This is a genomic window from Halolamina salifodinae (genome assembly GCF_017874235.1).
Lineage (GTDB): Archaea > Halobacteriota > Halobacteria > Halobacteriales > Haloferacaceae > Halolamina > Halolamina salifodinae.
Map to the genome: position 1 here is coordinate 96362 of NZ_JAGGLC010000007.1, position 15170 is coordinate 111531.

A 15170-nucleotide genomic window follows, 5' to 3' on the forward strand; every position below is an offset into this window, starting at 1 on the left:
TCTTTCTCCCCTGCTCGCTAGTCGCTACTCCGCCCAGTCGGGGTTGGTCCGTGGCGGCGAAAACACGTCGATGCCCTCGACGACTTCGTCGCCGCGGTTCTCGGCGGCGTGGACCTCCTCGCCCAGTAGGGTGTAGGACTCGCCGGCGCCGACGGTGATCTCCTCGCCGTCTTCGAGGACGAACGTGAGTTCGCCCTGCGTGATCAGGCCGGCCTGCTCGTGGTGGTGGCTGTGGGACGGCACCGCCGCGCCGGGTTCGATCTGGAAGTGCTGGACGCTCGTTTCCTTGCCGCTGGCGCCGACGGTGAGGTGGACATCGTCGACGGCCTCGACGAAGTCCGATTCGTTGGGTTCGTAGTGATCCATGCGGATGTGTGGCGCGGGGAGGCGTATAGTTCCTGAGTTCGCGGTTATTTGGTGTGTGATGATGTGATGGGCTCGCGAAATTGGGGCTCTTGAACAGCGACGGCAACAGCATCTCTATCGTTGGCAACTTGTGACCGCAGGGCGCCGGACACGAGGTCCGGTCATCAGAAATCGGAGATTTCTGGTTGGCAGACGAGAATCGGAGATTCTCGTCAACGTCGCAGGAAGGCGCCGCCTTCCTGCTGGCAAACGAGAGCTTCGCTCTCGTTAACGTCGCAGTCCCGATTCCCCACTCCTCGCGGGTCGCTGACGCTCCCCGCTCGGTCTACCGTGGCCTCCCTCCGGTCGGCCACGCACCCTCCCCCCGCGGGCGTCGACGGCCGACGCCCGCGAGGCGTCCACCGCATCCGCACCGCCGCGCGGTGGCGCGCGACGTGAGCGCCGATGGGCGGGAGCAAGCGCGAGGGATGAGGGAGCGAAGCGACTGAATCGGCTGGGGAGGCTGTGGCTGCAGTGCGGGCTGTGCGGTCACAAGAGGTCATGGGAACTCCGCGGTCGTGTTCGCGGTCGCTGTGCAGTATCGACGACACCCACCTCCAACCCAAAAACCAATTCAGAAACGCCTTACTCCAACAACTCCTGGGGCGGGGACTGCCAATCACTCGCCGAATCCTCCGGCTCGTACCCCAGCAACTCTTTCGTGTGCTCCAGATCGAACCAGCTCCGCGGGTTGTCGCTGGTCGCGAAGAAGATCCCGAACTCCGTCTCCTCGTCCGTCAAACAAAGCTCGACCAACTGCGCCCAGTCCCGCAGCGAGAGCCACGTCCCCTTCAGCCGCTTCACCTGCTCGGTGTACTTCTCGCTCCCGCGCTCCCACTCGCCCTCCTCGACGCCCTTCTCGGCGTCGCCGTAGGGGTTGTCGTAGAGGCCGCCGCGGACGCTGGCGATCCGGGCGGCGTAGAACCGCTTGGGATACTCCCGGGTCTCGATGTAGAACCGGCCCATGTCCTCGCCGTAGGCCTTCGAGACGCCGTAGTAGGAATCGGGGCGCTCGTCGTCGTCGACCGTGACGTTCGTGTCGTCGTCCAGTTCGTACACGTCGGGCTTGCCCTCCTCCTCCCACATCCCGGCGGCGTGGATCGAGGAGGCGAAGATGAACCGCTCCACCTCGGCGTCCGAGGCGGCTTCGAGCACGTTCCGTGTCCCAGCGAGGTTGCTCTGCTGGACCGACTCCCACGACGCCTCCGTCGTCGGGTTCGCGGCGAGGTGGACCACCGCATCGACGCCGTCGAACGCCGGTCGGATGGCCTCGTAGTCGGCGATGTCGGCGACGTAGTCAACGTCCGGGGCGTCCTCGCGGTCGAGGTAGACGAACTCGTGGTCCTCACCGAGATGCTGCTTGATTCCCGAGGCGACGCGACCCTCCGAACCGGTGACCAGCACGCGCATACTCTGAGGTGGGTGGAAGCGGGCATAAGCCCGGGGATGCGCGGCGCCTGTGGAGGGCCGCACCGCCGCGCCGCCACAGCGAACGGAGGATTCATGGCCGAAAGCGCACCACTCCCGTCCATGTACGCGGTCGTCGGCTGCACCGAGTGTGGCACCTACTGGCTGCTCACGGACCCGGAGGCGAGCGACTCGGCCACCTGCCCCAAGTGCGGCCGGCGCCACCAGACGAAGAAGCTCAAACGCTTCTACGAGACCGAGGATCGCGAAGCCGCCCGCGAGGCCCGTGCGGCACTCCTCGCGAAGAAACACGGCAACAGCGAGGCGTTCGACGAAGTCGCACACGTCTCCGAACTCGAAGCCGAAGTCGAGGAGAGCGGCCTCTCCGAACGGGAGTACCTCGAACAGTCGGGCCTCGACGCCGACGAAGTCGCGGTCGCTGGCGACACCTCGAAGCAGTCCTCGCGCAGCCGCGACGAGAAGGTCCGCGACGCGGTTCGGGAGGGTGGGACCGAGGAGGAAATCCTCGCCCGTGCCGTCGACGACGGCGTCCCGCGCGGCGCCGCCGAGAAGCTACTGGAGAAACTGCGCCGGCAGGGAGAAGTGATCCAGTCCGGCGGTGAGTTGCGGCTAGTGTAGGTTCAGTAGATAGATGGTACGCCCAGACTGGGCAGGAACTTTCTCCCACACCGGCGGCGAAGCGGCGAGCACGAGATGAGGTGGGCTGGCCGTGGCTACATCCACTCGTCGAGCGGCTCGGCGACGAACGGCCCGCGATCACCGTAGGCTTCGACGATGTCGAGAACAGCATTTGCGACTTCGTACGCAGAGACGCGCTGTTCGTAGAGCAGCATCAGCCCCGGGTGCTCCGAAGGGTCGAGGCCGGCGAAGTCCTGCACGTCGGACGTGATAACGATACGGTCCGTTTCCCTCGCGTACGGTAGCACGTCGGGCTTGTCGCGGGCACCCTTCGAAAGTGCGTCCTGTACGTGTTCGGCGTCGTAGCCCTCCGAAGCCAAGAAGGACTCCACCTGTGGCTCCATGTTCTCGTCAAGGAGGAACGTCCATTCACGCCCGGACATCGCTATTCGGGGGAAACTCCGTCCGGACGGTCGATATCCTCGGAGAAGGACTCGAACGCCCCTTCGCGCTCACGGCGAACTTCCTCCATCTCCCGGGGGTGCTCGTGGTAGTACGCCAGCGCCCGGTAGACATCCGCCACGTCGAGACCGTGCCGGTCGGCCACGGTCTGTGGATCGAGGCCGCGGCCCTCTACCCGCTCGTAGACGAACAGAACGCTGATCCGGCTGCCGGCGATCCGGGGCTGTCCCCCGAGTACGTCCGTAGTTTTCACTATTCGAGACGCGCTTTCGCCGTCTCCCGACACGGTCTCGCTCACAGTTGTTCATTGGTTGGAGAAGGTGAAAAGCGTACTGCCGACGCGCTACCGCGACGAGACAAGGAACCGCGGAAAGCTGGACTGACTCTGCCGTCTCGAAGTTTCAAGGAGACTGGTGTCGGTCGTAGCCGTTCCGTCGATGCCCGACGGCTTCGACGACGAGCACGTCGTTCCCACGGTCCCAGTCCACGATCACCCGGTAGTCACCGACTCGGAGTTTGTAGTCTGGGTAGCCCGACAGTGGTTCGAGTCGGTGGTCCGTCCACTCGGTTGCCTCGTCGACCTTGTTGAGCACGCGGTCGGCGACTTGTGGATCGAGCGCGTCGAGGTGGTCCAGCGCCTGTTCGGTGTACTCGACCTCAGTCATCGAGGTCGAGCCGTTCGCGCGCTTCCTCCGCCGATAGCGTCTCGCCGCGTTCCCGCTGTTCGCGGCTTCGTTCGAGGTCGTCGAGCGTCTCCTCGCTCAGTTCGGCCGGCGGCTGGACCCAGTCCCGGAGCGCGTCCCGGACCGCTTCGGACTTGCTGGAGTAGCCGCGACGCTCCCATTCCTCCTCGACCTGCTCCAGTAGCGTCTCGGGAACGCGGACGTTGATCTTCCGCATCCGGTCGTCGCCGCCCTCGGTGTCGGTGCTCATACGCTGTGATACAGCTGTATCACAGAAAAGTTCTCGGGCTACCGACCCAGTTCCGCGTGCGCGCTCGAGAGGTTTCGCGACGCCAGCGCCGAGAGCAGCGAAAGCTCCCCAGCGAGCGCGCCCGTCGCGACACACTCAGCCAGCGCATCCGCGTTCGACCCCGCCGGGTCGCCGCCGCCGCGGATCCCCAGCACGTCCAGCCCCTCGGCCTGCGTGGGCAGTTTCGTCCCGCCGCCGACGGTGCCGACCTCGATTGAGGCCAGCGAAACCGCGGCGTAGAGGCCGTCCTCGCGGGCTTCGACCGAGACGATGCCGTTGCTCCCCTCGACGACCTGCGCGGCGTCCTGCCCGGTCGCGAGATACATCGCGGCGACGACGTTCGCGACCTGCGCGTTGAACCCCAGACTGCCGGCTTTCGCGCTGCCGATCAGGTTCTTCCGGGTGTTGACCTCGGCGATGGCCTCGGGGGTGGTTTTGAGCGTCTCCTCGACGACGCCGCGGGGGATCAGCACCTCCGCGGTGACGCTGCGCCCGCGCCCCTCGACGGCGTTGATGGCGGCGGGCTTCTTGTCCGCACAGAGGTTGCCCGAGACCGCGACCAGCGAGGCGTCGGTTTCGGCCTCGATCACGTCACAGGCCTCGCCGGTGGCGATGGTCACCATGTTCATCCCCATCGCGTCGGCGGTGTCGTAGCGGAACCGCAGGAAGACGTTGTCGCCGACGACGTAGGGCGTCACGTCCAGCAGTTTCCCGTGGCTGGTCGTCGACTCCGCGGCCTCCCGGAGTTTGTCGGTGTTGTCCCGAACCCACTCCGCGAGCGCCTGTCCCTCGGCGATCCCACTCACGCGGAAGACGGGCGCGCGGGTCATCCCCTGCTTGGTCACGCGCGCCGTCGCGCCGCCCGCGGCGTCGATGACGGAGCAGCCGCGGTTGACGGAGGCCAGCAGGGCGCCCTCGGTGGTCGCCAGCGGGAGGTACGTCTCGCCCGAGTAGGCGCCGCCGTCGACTTCGACGGGGCCGGCGACGCCCATCGGAATCTGGGCGGCGCCGATCATGTTCTCGATGTTGCTGCCCGCGGCCTTCTCCGCCGGGAACGTGTACTCGCCGGTACTCTCCAGATCGGCGCCCGAGTGGGATTCGACCACCTGCCGCCGGGCCGCGGCGGCGGTGTCGGCGTCGGCGTGGTCGTCGAGTTCGTACAGGCGGAGGTCGCCGCTGCGGACGCGGTCGGCGAGCTCCGCGGCGGCGTCGGCGTCGACGCGGTCGGTCATGGCTCGGGCTTTCGGTGGCGCGGGCAAACCGTTACCGGTCCCGGACGGCGGCCGCGGGAGCCACCCTCGCCATCCGTCGCCCGCCACCCCTCGCCCGCTTCCCGAACGGTTTTGCCCGATCCGGCCGGCTATCCGCCAATGACTGAGGCCGCCGACACCGTCTTCATCGACGGCGAGATCCACACGCTGACCACGCCCGACGAGACGTACGAGGCCGTCGCCGTCCGGGACGGCGAGATCGTCCGGCTGGGATCGACCTACGACGTGGAGTTCCTCGCGGGCACCGAGACAGACGTGATCGACCTCGAGGGCCGCGTGCTCTTCCCCGGGTTCATCGACGCCCACACCCACCTGACCACCGTCGGGAAGTACCTCGTCCACGCCGACCTGTCGGCGGCCGACGACCTCGATTCGGCCGTCGCCGCGCTACGCGAACGCGCAGAGGAGACCGACACGCCGGCCGACTCGGCGTGGGTGCGCGGCTACGGCTACGACGAGAGCCGCTGGCCCGAGGACCGCTACCTCGACCGCGAGGACCTAGACGCCGTGAGCGAACAGCGCCCGGTCGTCGCGTTCCGTGAGGACATGCACGTCGCCTCCGTCAACAGCGTCGTCCTCGACCGCTACGAGAAGGAGATGGCGGAAGCGAACGTCCACTACGGCGACGACGGCGAGCCCACGGGCGTGCTCGTCGAGGGCGCCGTCGACGTGCTCTATGACGCCGTCGCGCCCGACGCCGAGGAGACCGGCCGCCTCGTCGCGGCCGCGCAGGCCCACGCCAACGAGAAGGGCGTCACCGGCGTCCACGACATGGTTCGGGGCTCCTACGCGCCGGAGATCTACCGCGACATGGATCTCGCGGGCGAACTCTCGCTGCGTGTCCGGCTGAACTACTGGGCCGACCACCTCGACGCGCTGATCGAGACCGGCCTGCGGACGAACCACGGCTCCGAGATGGTCCGCACGGGCGCGATCAAGACCTACACCGACGGCTCCTTCGGTGGTCGGACAGCGAAGCTCTCCGAACCGTACCACGACGACACTGACGAGTACGGCTCGTGGGTCGTCGATCCCGACGAACTGAACGAGATCGTCCAGAAGGCCGACGACGCCGGCTTCCAGATCACCGCCCACGCCATCGGCGACGAGGCTATCGACGAGGTGCTCGACGCCTTCGAGCAGACCGAGGATCCCGGCGGGATGCGCCACCGCGTCGAGCACGTCGAACTCGCCTCCGAGGAGGCGATCCAGCGCTTCGCGGACATGGGCGTCGTCGCCTCCGTCCAGCCGAACTTCCTCAAGTGGGCGAAAGACGGCGGCCTCTACGAGTCCCGACTGGGCGCGCGCCGCGCGGAGACGAACCGCTACGCGCTGCTGGACGGCGCGGGCGCGCCGCTGGCCTTTGGCTCGGACTGCATGCCGATGGATCCGCTGCTGGGGGTCCACCACGCCGTCAACACCGAGGTCGACGCCCAGCGACTCGCGGTGACTGAGGCGCTCCGGGCCTACACCCTCGGCGCAGCCTACGCCGGCTTCGACGAGGCGCGGCTTGGCACGGTCGAGACCCAGAAGCTCGCGGACTTCACCGTCCTCGAGCAGTCGCCGTGGGACCACGAGGACGAGATCGAGGACATCGACGTGGCGATGACGGTCGTCGACGGCGACGTGGTGTACGACGGGCGCTAGCGCTCGAACGCCGACTCCTGGTTTCCGTCCGACTCGGCCGTGCGGGACGGCCGCGCGCCGCTGTCGAGCAGTCGATCCATCCGTTCTTCGAACTCCTCGTCGGTGAGTTCACCCTCGGCGTAGCGCTGCTGGAGGGTCTCGACCGGCGCCGTGTCGGCTTCCGCCTCGGTCGTCCGGCGTCGCCGCGCGGGGTTCGCCTCTCGGGGGGCCGCCTCGGCTTGCTTCACGAGACCGTTCCCGAGGGTGACCGCCAGCGCCGCCGCGCCGACCGCCACGAGCACTGCTAGCACCGCGGACGGGGGTGTCCCCGCTATCGACGTTCCGACCGCTCCGAGCACGGCGACGACCGACAGTAGCGCCGCGAGGACCGTGCGGACTCTGACACTGGAGGGTGCGTACCGATGGACCAGTTCGTACATGTCCGACGACTGTTCCTATCAGGCCAAATAGCTTCTGACCCCGTCAGATCCCCACACGGGCCGCGGACGGCGTCGTCGCCGTCCCGGAGAACGGTAGCACACCTGCACGTACAGAACCGCACGTCCAGCAGCGCGGGCAGGCCAAGCGACGCGTTCGGGACACGTCGGTGTCTGTGCGGGAGCGCGCGTAGAGCGTTCGGGGGAAAGAGCCATGTCCCAGACGGCCCATTGCCCGTGTATGCTCCTCCAGGTCCCCGGCGGCCCCGAACTGCTGATCATCCTGCTCGTGCTGGCGCTGCTGGTCGGTATCCCCGTGGTGCTCGCGGGCGTGTTCCTGTTCACCCGCGTCATCGGCGGCGAGAGCGCCGATAGCGACGAGATTGCCGAACTTAAGGGCCGAATCGACGAACTGGAAGCCGAACTCGCTGCCGGCAGCGAGGCCGCACACAACGAGGTGACCGTGGAGGACAAACGGGCGGAAATGGATGACGAACGACCCGCGAGCAGCAACGACGATGCCGAACGATGATCCTGCAGGTCCCGCTCCCCGGCGGGCCGGAGTTGGTTATCCTCCTGCTGGTCTTGCTGATGAGCGCCGTCTTTCTCGCCGTTCCCGTGCTGATCGCGGTTCTCGTCTACCGCTGGTGGCGCGAACCCGACGTTGAAGAGGCCGAGATCGAGCGGCTCAGGGCGCGGGTGGCGGAGTTGGAGGCCCAACTGGCGAACGAACGCGCCGACGAGGACGACCGCTGACGGAAACGGCAGGGTTCTTACTCCGGCGGCGCGCCTCCCCGGTAATGTCCTTCTTCGACGACCTCGCCGCCCGCATCGACGACGCCGACAGCGTCGTCTCGGTGGGCCTGGACGCCGACATGAACCGCCTGCCCGCGTTCCTCGACGACCACGACATGCCGCGCTGGGCGTTCAACCGCCGGATCATCGACGCCACCCACGAGCACGCCGCCTGCTACAAACCCAACGCCGCGTTCTACGAGGACGCCGACGGCTGGCGTTCCCTGCGCGAGACTATCGCCTACGCCCACGGGAAGGGCGTCCCGGTTCTGCTGGACGCGAAACGGGGGGATATCGGCAACACGGCACGCCAGTACGCCGAAGTGCTGGACGAGGTGGACGCTATCACCGTCAACCCCTACATGGGCGGCGACTCGCTCCAGCCGTTCCTCTCCCGGACTGAGTCGGGCGTGTTCGTGCTCTGTCGGACCTCCAACCCCGGCGGCGCTGACCTACAGGACCTCGAACTGGCCTCGGGCGAACCGCTCTACGAGCGCGTGGCCGCGCTGGCGGACACGTGGAACGAACACGGCAACGTGGGCCTCGTCGTCGGCGCCACCGCACCCGAGGAACTGGCCGAGATCCGCGAGACGGTTCCGGAGATCCCGTTTCTCGTCCCCGGCGTCGGCGCGCAGGGCGGCGACGCCGAGGCCGCGGTGGAGCACGGCCTCGCCGAACGCGAGGGCTGGGGCGTCGATGTCGGCCTCGTGAACTCCTCGCGCGGGATCATCTTCGCCGGCGAGGACGTGGGCCGGAACACGGTGTCTGGCCCCTCCGGCGGCCGGGACCCGGACGAGGAGGCGTACTTCGCGGCGGCCGGCGACGCGGCCGCGCGGCTGAAAAAGCGGCTGAACCAGTACCGGTAATCGGTCCTCCTCGCTCACACGCTGTCCGACAGGTCGAGCATGACGACAAACGCCGCGAGCGCAAGACCGCCGTAGGCCATCCTCACACCCCCGTACGCGTCCGTTGCCTGCCAGTTCGCGAACCCCACGAGTATCAGCGAGAGCAGCAGCCAGTCGGTGGTGTCCATGATTCGACCCCAGCCGCGGCCGGCAAAACGGTCTCGGTTCCTACACGAACTCCGCGCCGTCCCCGGTCCAGGTGCGGTAGGCGCGGGCCTTCTCCCCGTTCGCTTCGAACGCCTCGACCATCGCGCCGGCGACGTTACGCCGTCGGTCGGGGGCACAGACCGCGAGCACGCTCGGGCCGGAGCCACTGACCGTGACGCCGTAGGCGCCGGCGTCCACCGCGGCCGCGGCGGCGTCCTCGTACCCCGTGATCAGCGCCGCGCGGTTGGGTGTGACCACCTCGTCGACCATCCCACGGCCGACCAGTTTGGGGTCCGACTGGCACATCCCCAGAGTCAGCGTCGCGGCGCTGCCGACGGTGGTCACCATCTCCTCGATGGTGACGTGGTTGGGGACCACCTCCCGGGCGTCGCGCGTGGAGATCGGTTCCTCCGGGAGACAGGCCACGAGCGGGACGTTCGTGTCGACGGCCCGGACGCCGTCGGCGGTGGCGATGGTGAAGCCGCCGAGCAGGGAGGGGGCGACGTTGTCCGCGTGGGCGGCGCCGGAGACGACCGCCTCGCCCTCGGCGGCGATGGGGACCAGTTCCTCGCGGGAGAGACCACGGTCGTAGAGGTCGTTAAGCGCGAGCGCGGCGCCCGCAGCGGAGGCCGCCGAGGAGCCGAGGCCGGATGCGGGTCTGATGCCCTTGTCGATCCGGATGTGGGCGGGGGCGTCGAGCGCCTCGGCGACGGCGCCGACGGTGTTTTTCTTCGGGTCTTCGGGGATGAACTGCGCGCCCGCGCCGGTCACCTCGATGGTGGTGCGCTCGGCGCGTTCGACGGAGACGACGTCGGCCGGACGCTCGAGCGCGACGCCGAACGTGTCGAAGCCGCTCCCGAGGTTCGCACTGGTGGCTGGCGCCCGGACTGTTCGCATGGGGGTCCGTACCGTGGTTCGCGCGAAAAAGGTGACGCTCGTTAGTCGTCGGCGGTCGTGAACAGCATCGGCGCGACCACCAGCAGCGCGAGGCCGAGGAACAGGTAGATCCGGGAGTTGATCGCCTGCGGCGTGATGAGGAAGATCAGTCCGAACGCGGCGAAGTGGAGGCTAAGCACCTTCTTCGACCCGAGGCCGAGCAGGCCGAGCGTTCCCAGGGCGAACACGAGCAACAGCGCCTGCCCGATCTCGTAGTTGAGCAGGAAACTGTCGATGACCTGGATCGGGAGCATTCGTTACGTGTTCTCTGTCCGAACGACGCTTTAATGTTTTCAAGTTCTGTTCTTGGCCCGGGGCAGCCCTCCGGGCCGCCGAGAGCGCGAGCAGGCGGATCTGCAGGGGATGCTGGGAAGTCGTCGCCCTCGATTGCGAGCACCACCGTGCCCCAACGCCGGCCCACGACGGTGTCAGTTCCCCGACCAGCCAGCTACGTTCGGCGTCGTCGGCGTTGACGGCGCGGAGTTCGTTCTGTCTTGTCGGGGTGCCGTGTCGAAAGCGACGTCCAGTCGCCGTCTCACTCCCGACGAAGGCTCCGGGCGACCCGGACCCCGCCGTCGAACAGGGAGCACCAACCGAGCAGCAACAGGCAGGTCAGGCCCAGCCGAACGAGTTTAATTTCGAGGTTCGCAGCCAGCGTGTTCTGGCTGAACGTCAGCACCTGGTGGAACTCGAAGGGTCCCAGCGTGGCGCCGGGCAGGACGTTCAGCGGGAACCGGCCGGCGTGTACCCCGAGTGCGAGCCCCAACTCGCCGGTGAGGAGGTAGGCGAGCGAGAACGTGATGCCGACGACCGCGGCGTCGACGGCGACCACGACGTTCCCGCGCAGCGGGACGTGATACAGGCCGAACAGGACGGTGCCGGCGAGTGTCGCGATGGCGGCGGCGACCCGGAGCGACTGCCCGCGTGCGGTGAGCCCGTCGACGAAGTTTCGGAGCATGATTCCGCGGTAGAGCACCTCCTCGAACACGTTCCCGAGCAGGCTCATCACGAGGAAGCCGACGACGACGAGTCCGACCACGAGCGACCCCCCCGGCCCCGACACGCCGGCGGCACCGAGGTCGACCGCTCTGAACCCCCGGAACTGGCCGTACCCGACCGAGACGCCCACAGCAACGAGGCTGATTGCTCCGCCCGCGACGACGTTCCGGAGCCAGCGACGGTCGACGTGGAAGCCGAACGCGCGCCACGGCCGTCGGTCGAGCCAGGCGGCTCCGCGGAGGGCGCCGGCGGTCAGCGCGGCGTACAGCGCGCTGTTGAACGCCAGCAACACGAAGACGAGGCCCGCAGTCGCCGTGGCCATCCCGGCCCCGAGCAGCCCGCCGACGAGCGTGCTAGCTCCGACAAACAGGACGAGCGCCACGACTGCGGGGAGGACAGCCCGAATGCTCGCGCGGACTCGACCGGAGTCTCGCTCACGAACGATGCGCATACGGACCGAAGTAGTTCGATAGGTGATAAATCCTGGCGGTCCACGCCGGCCGAACTGCCGCTCGCGCCACATACATACGCTCTCGAGCCCTACCTATGTGTATGACCGAGACAGCGACAGTCGGTGGCGGCTGCTTCTGGTGCGTGGAGGCGGCCTTCGAGGAGCTCTCGGGCGTCAAGGACGTGACCTCCGGCTACGCCGGGGGCCACGCCGAGAACCCGACCTACCGTGCAGTCTGCTCGGGCGACACCGGCCACGCGGAAGTCGTCCAGATCGAGTACGACGAGGCCGAACTCGACTACGAGGACGTGCTGGAAGTGTTCTTCACCGTCCACGACCCGACCCAACTCAACCGGCAGGGGCCGGACGTGGGCTCGCAGTACCGCTCGATCATCCTTCCCCACGACGAGGGGCAACAGGAGACCGCCGAGGCGTACGTCGAGGCGCTGGACGAGGAGGGCGGCTACGACGGCGAGGTGGTCACCGAGGTCCAGCCCCTCGAGACGTTCCACCGCGCCGGGGAGAAACACCAGAACTACTTCGCGAAGAACCCCGACGACGCCTACTGCACGATGAACGCCCAGCCGAAAATCGAGAAGGTCCGCGAGAAGTTCGAGCAGAACGTGCAGACCTGAGCAGGGCCGAGCCGGATCACTCCAGCCGACCTCGCAGTTCTTCACGCAGTTCTTCGGACCCGTCACAGACCACGTCGCACGCCGAGAGGTCCGTCTCGGCGTTGTGAGTGACGCGGTAGCCGATTACCGTCATCCCCGCCCGCTCAGCCGCGAGCGAGCCGTTTTCGGAGTCTTCGACAGCCACGCAGCCGCCCGGATCGACGCCGAGGCGCTCGGCGGCGGCCTCGTAGATGTGGGGTTCGGGCTTGCCCGGACCCGCCACGTCGTCGTCCGAGAGCACGAGGTCGAACTCCAGGTCGAAGCGGTCGAGCACGTAGCCCATCCACGTCGGCGGCGACGAGGAGACCAGCCCCACTGGAACCCCGGCGTCGCGGGCCGACGCCCGAATCTCCGAGAAGCCGTCGAGCAGTTCGACCCGTTCGCGGTAGACCGTCTCGGCCGTCTCGTCGTACAGGTCGACGAACTCGGCCTCCGAGACGGTGGTCTCGTAGTGGGCGTCGAGATACTCGTAGATCTCGCGGTACGGCATCCCCGTGATCTCGTCCAGATCCGGCTGTTCGCCGTCCAGCACCGCCGGCAGTAGTTCCTCGCGCTCCGCCTCGTGCCAGTAGTCCTCGGAGTCGACCACGACCCCGTCCATGTCGAACAGGAGGGCGTCCATGGTCGCCGTACTGTTGGCCCCGTCATCGCGTTTGGGGTTTCGCGCCGACGCTCAAGGCCGATGCCGGGACCACTCCCGCGCGTGACAGAGACGATCCGACTGTTCGCGGGCGACTGTACCGTGACGTTCGAGGGCGACCACGAGCGCACCCAGCGCGGCTACGTGGTGGTCGTGGTCAAACCCGACTGCACCGTGCTGGTGCATGACTCCGGGGGCTACCAGCCAGTCGCGTGGCTCACGCGCGCTGACGAGCTCACGACCGAGACCGAAGGCGACTCCTTCTCAGTCGTCGCCCGAAGCGGGAACCAGGAACTCCGAGTGGTCTCGGAGGCGCCGACGGGGCGGCGGGAGTTCCCGGCGACGGAGGCCGGGGTACCGGTAGGTGACTGCCCGGACTGCGGCGACGCGCTCGTGCGTGCGGGCGGGGAGGTGGCCTGTCTCGGCTGCGACGCCGCGTACGGACTGCCGGCGGGGGCGACGGTGCTCGACGAGACCTGTCCGGACTGCGGGCTCCCGAAGATGCGCGTCGAGCGCGGCGAGACGTTCGAACTCTGCGTGGACTGGCGCTGTGACTCGCTCGCGGATGCGGTTGCCGACGCGCTGGACGGGCGCTGGAACTGCCCGGACTGTGGGGAGCCGCTGGGTGTCGTTTCGCGGGGGAACCGGCCGTTCCTCGGCTGCGAGGCGTATCCGGACTGCGAGACGACGTTCTCGATTCCGGCGGGAGAAGCCGTGGAGGAGTGTCCCTGTGGACTGCCGGTGTTCGAGACGGCCGCGGGCCGGCGCTGTCTCGACGGAACGTGTGACCGCTACGAGGGGGCGGTAGCCGAGAGCTACAGCGGCCCCTGAGTGGGGTCAGTCGTTAATGGGGGGTCGGCGGCTCGCCGTTCGTGTGGCCGGCGTGGTCGAACGCGAGACGCAGGCCGGCGTCGGCCGCCCGGTCGTAGCGCTCGAAGCGCTCGGGGGTGAGTTCGGCGTCCGGCTCGAGCACGCGGCCGTCCGGGTCGGGTACCCAATGGTACATCGAGCAGGCGACCCGGGCGGTGAGCCCGGTGTTCGACAGTTCCCGGGTCACGGCTTCGCCGAAGGATATCGGCGCCTGCCCGGAGGGGACCCCGACCACCTCGGCGCCGAGGGCGGTTAGCTGTGCGGCCACCGCGAAGCCCGAACTCATCGTCCCCGCGGAGGTGGCGACGACGATCCGGTCGGGGTCGTACCTCCCATCGTCGTCGTTCGCGTCGACGAGGTCAGCGAACCCCTCGGCGCGGGTGAGCAACTTCCGGAGCGTCTCCGAATCTTCTCCTCCGGCGAGGAAGCCACCGAGGTCGTAGTCCGCGTGGTTCTCGGCGGCCGTGCCGAGGTCCCCCTCACCGTAGCGCTCGCGGTGGGGATCGCTCCGGCGCTTCACCGCCTTCATCGCCCCGGCGAGCCGCTCGACGCCGTCGAAGCCGGCGAGCAGGTACGCGAGGTGGAAGACGAACTGCGAGTCGCCGCCGGGGTTGTCCCGTACGTCGACGATCAGCGTCTGGGTGTCCGCGCTCTCCATCGCCTCGACGAGCGCCGCCAGCGTCTCGGCCATCGAGGGGAGTTCGGCGACGAGGTCGGCCATCTCCTCGGGCGGGTCGTCACCCACATGGCGTTCGTACGCTTCCGGCGCGAGGTCGTCGACCCGGCCGGCGCCGGCCGCCATCGCCGCCTCGAAGCTCTCGCGGTAGCCGCTGAGGTCGCCGGGGACGAACACCGCGGCGTCGCCGCCCTCGTAGAGCCGGTAGCGCGGGCCCGACCCTTCCGGATGGGGGAACGACTCCACCAGTTCGTCGGCGGGCTCGTCGGTGTCGGTCGTCGGCTCCACCGTGACGGTTCGCTCCTCGCCGTCGACTCGGAGCCGGAGGTCCACGCTCTCGGGTGGCGTTTCTCGGCTCAGCAACCGCCCGAGCAAGCGGTACTCGCCGACGAAGGTTCCGAGGCGCTGGCGCCCGTGGTAGAGGTTCTCGATACCGCGGAGCCGGCCCACCCGTTCTGCGAGTGCCTCGACGGACTCCCCCTCGACCGCGAGTAGACACCCCCCAACGAGATTTGCGAGTCCCGCGTCGGCGACTGCCTCGACGTACAGCGCCTCGCCGACGACACGGAACGAGAGCGGGAGCGTTCGGTCGTCCTCGCTGTCGGCGTCCGGTGCTCGCAGCAGCGAGTGGGCGTCGTCGAGGCCGGTGACCAGCGGCGCAGCCTGCCGGTAGAACTCCTCGACGGTCGCGGATTTCGGGAGTTCCCGGACCGTGCATTCGAGCGTCGCGTGGAGGTCGACTCTGCCGTCGTAGCCGATGTAGGGCTCGGGGTGAACTGCTTCGACGAACTCGCCTATCTCCCGCGCGTCGGCGGCGAGAGCGTCACGGTCGAAGGTCCCGTCGTCGTTCGCTGTCAC

General features: G+C 68.2%; 21 protein-coding genes. 7 read left to right on the forward strand and 14 right to left on the reverse strand.

Features of this window, described 5'->3' with window-relative positions; translation table 11 throughout:
• Positions 1–24: 24 nt before the first annotated feature.
• A complete protein-coding gene (locus J2753_RS14150; protein ID WP_209492712.1) occupies positions 25–366 on the reverse strand; it encodes a cupin domain-containing protein in 342 nt (113 codons plus the stop codon).
• Between the two features lie 624 nt (positions 367–990).
• The gene (locus J2753_RS14155; RefSeq protein ID WP_209492713.1) at positions 991–1815 is read right to left on the reverse strand and encodes an NAD-dependent epimerase/dehydratase family protein; all 825 of its coding nucleotides are present in this window, start codon (positions 1813–1815) and stop codon (positions 991–993) included.
• Between the two features lie 120 nt (positions 1816–1935).
• Between J2753_RS14155 and J2753_RS14160 the strand changes: the two genes are divergently transcribed.
• Positions 1936–2451, forward strand: coding sequence for a DUF5817 domain-containing protein (locus tag J2753_RS14160; RefSeq protein WP_209492714.1), 516 nt, complete (start codon positions 1936–1938; stop codon positions 2449–2451).
• A gap of 95 nt (positions 2452–2546) precedes the next feature.
• Here the strand turns inward: J2753_RS14160 and J2753_RS14165 are convergent, their stop codons facing one another.
• The 5 genes from J2753_RS14165 to hmgA form a co-directional block, all read right to left on the reverse strand.
• A complete protein-coding gene (locus tag J2753_RS14165; RefSeq protein WP_209492715.1) occupies positions 2547–2894 on the reverse strand; it encodes a DUF5615 family PIN-like protein in 348 nt (115 codons plus the stop codon).
• A 2-nt stretch (positions 2895–2896) separates the two neighbouring features.
• Positions 2897–3211, reverse strand: a complete 315-nt coding sequence (locus tag J2753_RS14170; RefSeq protein ID WP_209492716.1) for a DUF433 domain-containing protein — start codon at positions 3209–3211, stop codon at positions 2897–2899.
• Positions 3212–3314: 103 nt separating this feature from the next.
• The gene (locus J2753_RS14175) at positions 3315–3578 is read right to left on the reverse strand and encodes a type II toxin-antitoxin system RelE family toxin (RefSeq protein WP_209492717.1); all 264 of its coding nucleotides are present in this window, start codon (positions 3576–3578) and stop codon (positions 3315–3317) included.
• The gene (locus J2753_RS14180; protein WP_209492718.1) at positions 3571–3846 is read right to left on the reverse strand and encodes a ribbon-helix-helix domain-containing protein; all 276 of its coding nucleotides are present in this window, start codon (positions 3844–3846) and stop codon (positions 3571–3573) included. The genes J2753_RS14175 and J2753_RS14180 overlap by 8 nt, the downstream gene beginning before the upstream one ends.
• Before the next feature lie 38 nt (positions 3847–3884).
• A complete protein-coding gene (hmgA, locus tag J2753_RS14185) occupies positions 3885–5117 on the reverse strand; it encodes a hydroxymethylglutaryl-CoA reductase (NADPH) (protein ID WP_209492719.1) in 1233 nt (410 codons plus the stop codon).
• 138 nt (positions 5118–5255) lie between these two features.
• Here hmgA and J2753_RS14190 point away from each other — a divergent pair, with 138 nt between their 5' ends.
• The gene (locus tag J2753_RS14190; protein ID WP_209492720.1) at positions 5256–6803 is read left to right on the forward strand and encodes an amidohydrolase; all 1548 of its coding nucleotides are present in this window, start codon (positions 5256–5258) and stop codon (positions 6801–6803) included.
• On the opposite strand, the gene J2753_RS14195 is transcribed toward J2753_RS14190, so the two are convergent.
• On the reverse strand, positions 6800–7222 hold the full coding sequence (locus J2753_RS14195) for an SHOCT domain-containing protein (RefSeq protein WP_209492721.1): 423 nt from the start codon (positions 7220–7222) through the stop codon (positions 6800–6802). The genes J2753_RS14190 and J2753_RS14195 overlap by 4 nt on opposite strands.
• Positions 7223–7460: 238 nt before the next feature.
• Here J2753_RS14195 and J2753_RS14200 point away from each other — a divergent pair, with 238 nt between their 5' ends.
• From J2753_RS14200 to pyrF, 3 genes are read left to right on the forward strand one after another with little or no spacing between them, the layout of a single operon-like run.
• Positions 7461–7751 (forward strand): preprotein translocase subunit TatA, encoded by a 291-nt coding sequence (locus tag J2753_RS14200; RefSeq protein WP_209492722.1) that lies wholly within the window; start codon positions 7461–7463, stop codon positions 7749–7751.
• Entirely contained in the window at positions 7748–7975 is a 228-nt protein-coding gene (locus J2753_RS14205) for a hypothetical protein (protein WP_209492723.1), read from the forward strand. The genes J2753_RS14200 and J2753_RS14205 overlap by 4 nt, the downstream gene beginning before the upstream one ends.
• Before the next feature lie 44 nt (positions 7976–8019).
• Positions 8020–8880, forward strand: coding sequence for an orotidine-5'-phosphate decarboxylase (pyrF, locus tag J2753_RS14210; protein WP_209492724.1), 861 nt, complete (start codon positions 8020–8022; stop codon positions 8878–8880).
• A gap of 14 nt (positions 8881–8894) precedes the next feature.
• Here the strand turns inward: pyrF and J2753_RS14215 are convergent, their stop codons facing one another.
• The 4 genes from J2753_RS14215 to J2753_RS14230 form a co-directional block, all read right to left on the reverse strand.
• Positions 8895–9047 (reverse strand): hypothetical protein, encoded by a 153-nt coding sequence (locus tag J2753_RS14215; RefSeq protein WP_209492725.1) that lies wholly within the window; start codon positions 9045–9047, stop codon positions 8895–8897.
• Positions 9048–9087: 40 nt separating this feature from the next.
• The gene (locus tag J2753_RS14220; RefSeq protein ID WP_209492726.1) at positions 9088–9963 is read right to left on the reverse strand and encodes a homoserine kinase; all 876 of its coding nucleotides are present in this window, start codon (positions 9961–9963) and stop codon (positions 9088–9090) included.
• A 41-nt stretch (positions 9964–10004) separates the two neighbouring features.
• Complete coding sequence (locus J2753_RS14225; RefSeq protein WP_209492727.1) at positions 10005–10256, reverse strand: hypothetical protein; 252 nt, start codon at positions 10254–10256, stop codon at positions 10005–10007.
• A gap of 281 nt (positions 10257–10537) precedes the next feature.
• Entirely contained in the window at positions 10538–11452 is a 915-nt protein-coding gene (locus tag J2753_RS14230) for a CPBP family intramembrane glutamic endopeptidase (protein WP_209492728.1), read from the reverse strand.
• A 95-nt stretch (positions 11453–11547) separates the two neighbouring features.
• Here J2753_RS14230 and msrA point away from each other — a divergent pair, with 95 nt between their 5' ends.
• Entirely contained in the window at positions 11548–12087 is a 540-nt protein-coding gene (gene msrA, locus J2753_RS14235) for a peptide-methionine (S)-S-oxide reductase MsrA (protein ID WP_209492729.1), read from the forward strand.
• 16 nt (positions 12088–12103) lie between these two features.
• On the opposite strand, the gene J2753_RS14240 is transcribed toward msrA, so the two are convergent.
• On the reverse strand, positions 12104–12748 hold the full coding sequence (locus J2753_RS14240; RefSeq protein WP_209492730.1) for an HAD family hydrolase: 645 nt from the start codon (positions 12746–12748) through the stop codon (positions 12104–12106).
• A 60-nt stretch (positions 12749–12808) separates the two neighbouring features.
• Here J2753_RS14240 and J2753_RS14245 point away from each other — a divergent pair, with 60 nt between their 5' ends.
• Positions 12809–13597: a topoisomerase DNA-binding C4 zinc finger domain-containing protein gene (locus J2753_RS14245; protein WP_209492731.1), complete on the forward strand. Its 789-nt coding sequence runs from the start codon at positions 12809–12811 to the stop codon at positions 13595–13597.
• 13 nt (positions 13598–13610) lie between these two features.
• Here the strand turns inward: J2753_RS14245 and J2753_RS14650 are convergent, their stop codons facing one another.
• Complete coding sequence (locus tag J2753_RS14650) at positions 13611–15170, reverse strand: S41 family peptidase (protein WP_209492732.1); 1560 nt, start codon at positions 15168–15170, stop codon at positions 13611–13613.

What these genes read in the sequence shown, in the direction of transcription:
- J2753_RS14150 (WP_209492712.1), bottom strand. Translation starts at nt 366, where the DNA reads ATGGATCACTACGAACCCAACGAATCGGACTTCGTCGAGGCCGTCGAC.
- J2753_RS14155 (WP_209492713.1), bottom strand. Translation starts at nt 1,815, where the DNA reads ATGCGCGTGCTGGTCACCGGTTCGGAGGGTCGCGTCGCCTCGGGAATC.
- J2753_RS14160 (WP_209492714.1), top strand. Translation starts at nt 1,936, where the DNA reads ATGTACGCGGTCGTCGGCTGCACCGAGTGTGGCACCTACTGGCTGCTC.
- J2753_RS14165 (WP_209492715.1), bottom strand. Translation starts at nt 2,894, where the DNA reads ATGTCCGGGCGTGAATGGACGTTCCTCCTTGACGAGAACATGGAGCCA.
- J2753_RS14175 (WP_209492717.1), bottom strand. Translation starts at nt 3,578, where the DNA reads ATGACTGAGGTCGAGTACACCGAACAGGCGCTGGACCACCTCGACGCG.
- J2753_RS14180 (WP_209492718.1), bottom strand. Translation starts at nt 3,846, where the DNA reads ATGAGCACCGACACCGAGGGCGGCGACGACCGGATGCGGAAGATCAAC.
- hmgA (WP_209492719.1), bottom strand. Translation starts at nt 5,117, where the DNA reads ATGACCGACCGCGTCGACGCCGACGCCGCCGCGGAGCTCGCCGACCGC.
- J2753_RS14190 (WP_209492720.1), top strand. Translation starts at nt 5,256, where the DNA reads ATGACTGAGGCCGCCGACACCGTCTTCATCGACGGCGAGATCCACACG.
- J2753_RS14195 (WP_209492721.1), bottom strand. Translation starts at nt 7,222, where the DNA reads ATGTACGAACTGGTCCATCGGTACGCACCCTCCAGTGTCAGAGTCCGC.
- J2753_RS14200 (WP_209492722.1), top strand. Translation starts at nt 7,461, where the DNA reads ATGCTCCTCCAGGTCCCCGGCGGCCCCGAACTGCTGATCATCCTGCTC.
- J2753_RS14205 (WP_209492723.1), top strand. Translation starts at nt 7,748, where the DNA reads ATGATCCTGCAGGTCCCGCTCCCCGGCGGGCCGGAGTTGGTTATCCTC.
- pyrF (WP_209492724.1), top strand. Translation starts at nt 8,020, where the DNA reads ATGTCCTTCTTCGACGACCTCGCCGCCCGCATCGACGACGCCGACAGC.
- J2753_RS14215 (WP_209492725.1), bottom strand. Translation starts at nt 9,047, where the DNA reads ATGGACACCACCGACTGGCTGCTGCTCTCGCTGATACTCGTGGGGTTC.
- J2753_RS14220 (WP_209492726.1), bottom strand. Translation starts at nt 9,963, where the DNA reads ATGCGAACAGTCCGGGCGCCAGCCACCAGTGCGAACCTCGGGAGCGGC.
- J2753_RS14225 (WP_209492727.1), bottom strand. Translation starts at nt 10,256, where the DNA reads ATGCTCCCGATCCAGGTCATCGACAGTTTCCTGCTCAACTACGAGATC.
- J2753_RS14230 (WP_209492728.1), bottom strand. Translation starts at nt 11,452, where the DNA reads ATGCGCATCGTTCGTGAGCGAGACTCCGGTCGAGTCCGCGCGAGCATT.
- msrA (WP_209492729.1), top strand. Translation starts at nt 11,548, where the DNA reads ATGTGTATGACCGAGACAGCGACAGTCGGTGGCGGCTGCTTCTGGTGC.
- J2753_RS14240 (WP_209492730.1), bottom strand. Translation starts at nt 12,748, where the DNA reads ATGGACGCCCTCCTGTTCGACATGGACGGGGTCGTGGTCGACTCCGAG.
- J2753_RS14245 (WP_209492731.1), top strand. Translation starts at nt 12,809, where the DNA reads ATGCCGGGACCACTCCCGCGCGTGACAGAGACGATCCGACTGTTCGCG.